Raw genomic sequence first — 7,083 nt, 5'->3', positions numbered from 1 at the left:
CTGTCGAGTGCACCATACACCAAGAAGCCCGCACTGGTTGCGGGCTTTTTGCTGTCTGGCGTTTGAGTATGTGACGTCGGCTAGCCTTTGACACATCCTTTCTCATCCAGCACCACCAGACTGCTGCGGCCCCGTTTCAGGTTGTAGTGATAACGCGTTGCGGTGTTGCTTGTGCTGATCCGATCCGGCCTGCCCAGGGCGCTTTCCACTTCCAGTCGACTCATGCCAGGGCGAACCTGCTGGTTGATGATTGCCCGGCGTTTTTCCTGTGGACTTAATCGATTGGCGCAGCCGTCATCGTGCTCGCCGACTACGACCAGGGGCTGAGGGCTGGGTGGGGCGGCCGAGGTTGGCGTCTTCGCGCGAGGGGCCGATGTCGCCCGGCTTCCGAGCGAGGGGTTGTGTGCTCGCTGGGGTTGCAGCGTTTCGTTTGATGCACATCCCAGCGTAGTAAAGGTGATATGGCCGCTGTCGCTTTCGCAGCGATGGACGATGGTGGCGTCGGCCGGGAAGGGCAGGCAGAGTGCGAGCAATAGCGATAGATGGCTTCTGGGCAGCATCGGACGTCCTCCTTGACGATCATTCACTCAGCCTAGCCGTGGGCTTTCGCCTGGGGCGTGTGTTTTCTTTTCAGGATGAGTCGTCGTAGGGGAAAGGCTGGCGCTAAAGCGCTCGGCTGGGTATCGCAAGCGCTTGTTCTTGCCAAGATTTTTGGTCTTGAGGGCGTGGGGACGGTGTATGATTGCGCCCGTCAGCCCCGCCGGGGTTTTTGGAATATTTCCATGGACTTACCCAGTAGTTACTTAATCTCTCGTTGTGCCAATCACGAATTGACTGATTGATCCTTCCGGCGTGCCCCGCTGCTGGGAGTGGAGTTCGCCTATGACCGAAGTTGAAGTAAAGAAAAGCCAGGACAGCCTGCAGAACCGTCTTGCCCAGGTCATCGACCTGCTGCAGCGTCAGCGGGTGGTCGAAGACCTGACGCATCGTCAGGACGGCCCTCATCGCGACCGGGTGGAAAACCTGGTTCACCGGCAGAACCTCGTCGAGCTGCAACGCAAGCTCGATGACCTGCATTCCGCCGACGTCGCCTATATTCTCGAAGCCTTGCCCCTGGACGATCGCCTGACCGTCTGGCAGTTGGTCAAGGCCGAGCGCGACGGCGATATCCTGCTTGAAGTGTCCGACTCCGTCCGTGAAACCCTGATCGCCGACATGGACGATCAGGAGCTCCTGGCCGCCGCCAAGGAAATGGACGCCGACGAACTCGCTGACCTGGCTCCCGAGCTGCCGCGAGACGTTGTCCACGAACTGATGGAAACCCTCGATGGCCAGCAGCGTGAGCGCGTTCGCTCCGCGTTGTCCTATGACGAGGAGCAGGTCGGTGCGCTGATGGACTTCGAGATGGTCACCATCCGCGAAGACGTCAGCCTGGAGGTGGTACTGCGCTACCTGCGTCGGCTCAAGGAGCTGCCGGGCCATACCGACAAACTGTTCGTGGTCGATTACGACGGCGTGCTCAAGGGCGTGCTGCCGATCAAGCGGCTGCTGGTCAACGATCCCGAGAAGCAGGTGGCCGATGTCATGGCCGGCGACCCGGTGAGCTTTCATCCGGATGAGGACGCCTACGATGCGGCCCAGGCCTTCGAGCGTTATGACCTGATTTCCGCGCCCGTGGTGGACAAGAACGGCAAGTTGATCGGCCGTCTGACCATCGACGAAATGGTCGACCTGATCCGTGAGGAAAGCGAAAGTGAAGTCCTCAACATGGCCGGTCTGCGCGAAGAAGAGGATATCTTTGCCTCGGTCTGGAAATCCCTGCGCAACCGTTGGGCGTGGCTGGCAATCAACCTGATCACGGCCTTTGTCGCTTCGCGGGTGATCGGGCTGTTCGAGGGCTCCATCGAGAAGCTGGTGGCCCTGGCTGCGCTGATGCCGATCGTTGCGGGCATCGGCGGCAACTCGGGCAACCAGACCATCACCATGATCGTACGGGCCATGGCGCTCGACCAGGTCAGCACCGGCAATACCTCGCGGCTGATGCGCAAGGAGCTGGCGGTGGGGTTGATCAACGGCCTGGTGTGGGGTGGGGTGATCGGCGTAGTCGCCTACCTGCTGTACGGCAGTTGGTCGCTGGGTGTGGTGATGACTGCGGCCATGACCCTCAACCTCCTGCTGGCAGCCTTGATGGGGGTGCTGATCCCCATGACCCTGGCGCGCCTGGGGCGCGACCCGGCGATGGGGGCGAGCGTGATGATCACCGCCATGACCGACAGTGGCGGTTTCTTCATCTTCCTGGGGCTGGCGACCATCTTCCTGCTCTAGGCGGTTCCCCGCCAAATCCCGGGCAAAAAAAAGCCAGCACACCGCTGGCTTGAGCTTTCAGGGATGAATCAGCTGGCGTCCGCCATTTCGGCGTCATGGGCGATCAGCGACACGAGTGCATTCTGCTGGCGATGGGAAAGCTGGCGGAAACGCTGGAGCAATTCTCGCTCATGCAGAGAGAGCTCAGGGCTGTCCAGCCGCATGCTCAACTCGTCGCCCAGTGCACCTTCCTGAATAAGGCTTTGCTCCAGGCGTGCAATGATCTCGGAATTCATGCTGCGGTGATGGTTACGAGCCACCTCGGCGATGCGTTCACGCATTCCATCGGGCAGACGCACGACGAACTTGTCAGCCGTACGGCTGGAATAAATTGCCTGTTTCAATGGGCGCATAGTTTTAAACCGGTTAGTTCAGGGGAGCGGTTCTCGGAATTGGCCGCAGGATGTCAGTAGGACAGCATGCTTGGCCAAATGTTCAACCTGAATTGAAATGAGGCCCGCATCATGCCTCATATTTGCCAGATCCTTGGCGTCAATTCTGTGACAAATATTGAACTGGACAAAGGCAATATGCCAGCACCAATTATCAGAAATGCGTACTGGTTTGAAAGTTTCACCCAGTCGCGGCCCTCTGATCGGCCATCCCGGGCCTGTCAGGAAGCGTCTGGCCAGCACGGCGCGGATTTTAACCGCTGGCCTGACCTTTTGCTTCTAATGTTAAAGCGTAGTGGCAATTTGCTGGTTTTCTAGTCTTCGGAGGTGCGCAAGACCGGATCGAAGCGGATTTTCCGACCAGCGAACAAGGCCAGGACGAAAAAGCCGCCAAACAGACAGCTGGCGACGACCAACGGTAGGGTGAAGGCGTCGGCGGGTGCCATCCACAGGGAGGTGCTGGCGAGCAGGGTCAGGATCAGGAAGGTGATGGCGTATCTGGACATGGGAATTCCTTGGTGGAGTGGGCTCAGAACGTCAGCCGGACCGTTTCGCCGGTGGCGACGGTTGCCTGGCGTTGTTCGCCCAGGGCGCTGCTGTGGGTCAGGTGATCGCTCATGACTGCCCGTTGTGCGGCTTGTCGCGGGTCTGCATGGGTGTAGGGCAGGGACTCTGGCGCCGGTTGAAAGTGGAAAGCGGTCAGTGCGATCAATGCCAAGGCATTCAATGTCAAAAGAATGGGCGTATTCATCGAAAGGCTCTCCATGACTGATGCTGAATCAGGCGGTTTTCCGTGGAGAGAGTCAGAGCAGGCTGCATGCCAAGCTTTTTATCAGAAAAAACGCTTTTAAAACAATAGCTTGTCTTTTGTTTTGGACGTGTGGAGCGTGCACTTTGCAATGATGGCGTTTTGTAATAATGCAAAATGCCCGATGAGGTGCCTGACAGTCGTTACTCCAGGGCGCGTAGCGGTTTCTCAACACGGGTCGGGCTGCGCCCGCAGAAGGTGGCCTACGGTTAAAAAGCCCAGGGACGACATGACAAACGACGGCATGCCCGTTAACATGCACGCCGTCCTTCGCGTCGCCTGTCCTGGTGGCCGAGCGTTGTCCCAGTAGCTCAATTGGATAGAGCATCCCCCTCCTAAGGGGAAGGTTGGCCGTTCGAACCGGCCCTGGGACACCAATATAGTCAGTGGGTTAGCGAATTTTTCGTTTGGTTTCCGGCTTGATTTTTATATTTGGTCCCCACTTCTCCGCGCATTCAGCTATCAGTCTTTCAATGAGATTGGGTTCTTTAGCCGATTTCCGAAACTTATGCCTTGCTCGTTCTCACCTGGCTGTGAGATTTCATCACGGTTGACAGGTCATTTGCATTGCAACTGATCCTCGATTGCGCCGGATTTGACCAGTACGTTTCGCTGCTGAACGGCGGCTTTGTGGCGTAACCTGCGTGGCAGGGACACTAGATAGGGGGAGTCGTGGCCGGATTCGAAGAAATTCGTCTGCTGGAAGACATGCAGGCACCGCTGAAGGTACGCGTCGAGTTGAGATAGATGTTCGAACGCTGGTTGTCGCGGTCGTCGACTAGCCACACTTACTCGAAAAGCCCCTCATTGTAGTTGCTGCCACCAGGTTGCACTGGCCTCCGGGTAACCTGGAAATTTCCTAGCAATCATGGGCTGGGAATGAAAAAAACCGTCCAGTTCTGGCGGGCTTTGGTCGATCATTCTGTACGAAAGGTGACGGGGCGCCTGTACCTCTTAAAAACAGCTACGCTAGGTGGACCGCCACGCCCTGCCTGACCTTCGTTCACAGAGCCCTACGGACTTTAGCGCTCCGGCAAGGGCTGAACCCGTTGACGGCCCGAACATGCATGCAGCGGTGTTGCTCACACAAGGGATTGAAGCTTAGGGAGGGATACCATGACTGAGATTACAAGTATCGTCTGGCCTCTGGTCATTGTTGGGCGCGGCAGCACGGCGGCTTATTACGTGGCCACGGTCGATCTGAGTGTATTCAAGAAGGTCTTGGCGATCGGCGAGGACGACCCATGGGCAGGTGCTCGCGGCCACTCCGGCAACGCAACGGACCCGACGCTGAAAATCAACCACCCGCTCCACCTTCTGGAACATTTCAAACAGACCATTCCGGGTTATTCCGAGAGCCTGGTCGATCGGCTGGAATGGTCGAAGTTGAACACTCAAGTTCTTCAAGAGGCCGATGTTCAGATCGAGAAGAGGTCGGTCAAGATGGTTTCCGACTGTATTTTTCCCAGCGAACTTGCGCCTGAGGAGGTGCGTGGTTTCCTGATCGAGTTGACCAGCGGCGAAAAGGTGTACGCCTATAAAGTCGTGATAGCCGCTGGTGCCGGCGGCCACCGCGTGCCCCCGGAGTTGAAAAAGGCGCGCGAATTGTATCCCTATCAAGTTCTGGACCTTGACGAGTTTGCTGGCCTTTCCCCGAGCAAACTCGACAGTTCCAAGAGTGTGGTGGTCATCGGGCCGAACGCGGCCATCGATGCCGTTCACAAGGCCCTGAACTACAAGATGAGTATCCACTGGTTAATTAATCTGGAGGAGGGAAAGACGCCGCCCATGCTCGCAACACAGCCAAGAATGCATGAAGCCTGGAACAACCCTGGCAAGCACAACCTCAAGGTGTACCGGTTTAGCAGCTATACGTCTGTGCCCAAGATCGGGCGGCGCGTCGGTGTAACAGTGATCCCTTCAGGCGTGGGCAAGCACCCGACGACAGTCGAAGGCGATTACATTGTTTACGCAATGGGTCAGACAGGCGGCCCTGTGGAATTGATCAGCAATGCCATAAAGGCGAAGCTCAAGCCGATTTACGATACGTCGAACGCCGTGAACCCCCAGGCTGGTGACCGGCAAATGAGTGAGAGAGCGATCCTGGGCTACGAAGCTGAAGGTACCGGGCTGAGGGACGGCCTGGAGGTTATGGGCGCGCTGTCGGCGCAGATGGGTCGCGCCCTGAAAACCTCAAAGGACAGGCTCACAGTGCTGGCAGAGCAGATTTCAGAGATCCGCAAGGACCAGACCGTATGGACCGCAATCACCAGCCTGTTCCCAGTAATGTTACCCTTTCTGGGCAAGGATCCCGATTACCTCGCCAAGCAGCCCAGGGCGCCATTGGGGGCCCAACTTCGCACGGAAATTGATCACGTCGCGCGCAAGTATCCCAGCGATAGGGAGCTAAAGGCTGCGCTGGAGGCCCTAGCGAACTTGTTGCTGGCGTACCATACAGCCAGCGCTTACGAGAGTCTTGGGGCGCAGGACCCAAATAACCTCGGCAACTTTGCCAAGTTGCTCAACCTGGTCGCGACGGCCCTTCCCAGGGGCGCCGTCTCCGATAGTGGGCAATTGACATCGGTAAACGCGGCCATACGCGCATACGCGACGATAAAAGGCCCACTCCCCAACTACATGCCCACGCAACACGTCCTGCCGACCCGGACACACGATGGAAAGCTCCAGGGCTTCACGACTCCCAACCAGATCAACTGGAACCTCGACAGCCTGCATAACGTCGCTATCTTCGTCTGTGCCAGCTACCCCAACATCCCCTCGCACGAGGCTAATGCCTTCATCGACGAAGTGCTCATGGCGCGCAGCAACTCGAAAATCGGGTTTACGGACCATCAAGTATCTTTGTATTTAAGCCGTCTTGCGTTCGCTGAAGGCAACGCATTGAAGCAGGTATTCAATAAAGTCTGAGCTATTCTGGCTGGGGTCGGGTGTCGTCGCCAACGAAAAAGACGGTGTCTGAGTCCTTTGCATGCAGCACAGCTGCACTCAGAGTCCTTGAAACACAATTATCTAGATCGAAAGAACGAATCGGCATTCGCCCTTGGTTTTTTCGCTTGAAGAAGGAAACTCAGGCAAGAATCCGCACCGATCCAGTACTTTTTTTGAGCCAATGCCTCTGCTCTGACGCGGCCTGTCGGTGCGTTATGCATGTTGAATCCTGTTTTCGAAGGTCCTTGGGAAAAGGTCGGTTCTGCCGGGATTTGGCCTGAGTGGTCCCCTTCTATATAGAAGCGTCCTCAAGACCGCCGTAGCCCTCGTTGTTTGCACTGTTTCTGGCCCTTATGACAGAAAAGTGAAAATAAGCGTTGACGGGAAAATCCACGGCTCTATAATTCGCCCCACTTCCGGCGCAGTCGAAACGGAAAAGCCTTTGAGATTCAATGAGTTACAAGGGTTTTTAGAGTTTTGGCAGGCGGGTCGCTTCAGTTCATCGAAGCGTGGAAGTAGCTGAAAAGGCAGTGTGTTTTCGCCTCTTCAGCGGTTCGATCCTCCCGGTCA

At 56.9% G+C, this 7,083-nt stretch carries 6 protein-coding genes and 1 tRNA gene; 3 read left to right on the top strand and 4 right to left on the bottom strand.

What is annotated here, in order from left to right:
• Positions 1–80 precede the first annotated feature (80 nt).
• Positions 81–560 (bottom strand): cell envelope protein SmpA, encoded by a 480-nt coding sequence (locus M5C56_RS32160; protein WP_103497684.1) that lies wholly within the window; start codon positions 558–560, stop codon positions 81–83.
• 322 nt (positions 561–882) lie between these two features.
• On the opposite strand from M5C56_RS32160, the gene mgtE reads away from it, so the two are divergent.
• Complete coding sequence (gene mgtE, locus M5C56_RS32155; protein ID WP_103497683.1) at positions 883–2,325, top strand: magnesium transporter; 1,443 nt, start codon at positions 883–885, stop codon at positions 2,323–2,325.
• Between the two features lie 68 nt (positions 2,326–2,393).
• Here mgtE and M5C56_RS32150 read toward each other — a convergent pair whose 3' ends face one another.
• The 3 genes from M5C56_RS32150 to M5C56_RS32140 form a co-directional block, all read right to left on the bottom strand.
• On the bottom strand, positions 2,394–2,717 hold the full coding sequence (locus M5C56_RS32150; protein WP_103497682.1) for an Arc family DNA-binding protein: 324 nt from the start codon (positions 2,715–2,717) through the stop codon (positions 2,394–2,396).
• Positions 2,718–3,070: 353 nt separating this feature from the next.
• Positions 3,071–3,262, bottom strand: coding sequence for a PA3371 family protein (locus tag M5C56_RS32145; RefSeq protein ID WP_103497680.1), 192 nt, complete (start codon positions 3,260–3,262; stop codon positions 3,071–3,073).
• 23 nt (positions 3,263–3,285) lie between these two features.
• Entirely contained in the window at positions 3,286–3,507 is a 222-nt protein-coding gene (locus M5C56_RS32140) for a hypothetical protein (protein WP_103497679.1), read from the bottom strand.
• A gap of 357 nt (positions 3,508–3,864) precedes the next feature.
• On the opposite strand from M5C56_RS32140, the gene M5C56_RS32135 reads away from it, so the two are divergent.
• A tRNA-Arg gene (locus M5C56_RS32135) sits at positions 3,865–3,941 on the top strand.
• Positions 3,942–4,680: 739 nt separating this feature from the next.
• Positions 4,681–6,492, top strand: coding sequence for a hypothetical protein (locus M5C56_RS32130; RefSeq protein WP_103497678.1), 1,812 nt, complete (start codon positions 4,681–4,683; stop codon positions 6,490–6,492).
• Positions 6,493–7,083 lie beyond the last annotated feature (591 nt).

Source organism: Pseudomonas sp. MWU13-2862, from assembly GCF_023242495.1.
Classification (GTDB): Bacteria; Pseudomonadota; Gammaproteobacteria; order Pseudomonadales; family Pseudomonadaceae; genus Aquipseudomonas; species Aquipseudomonas gingeri_D.
The sequence above is the reverse complement of the archived record's forward strand: the minus strand, read 5'-3'. Positions and strand labels throughout refer to the sequence as shown.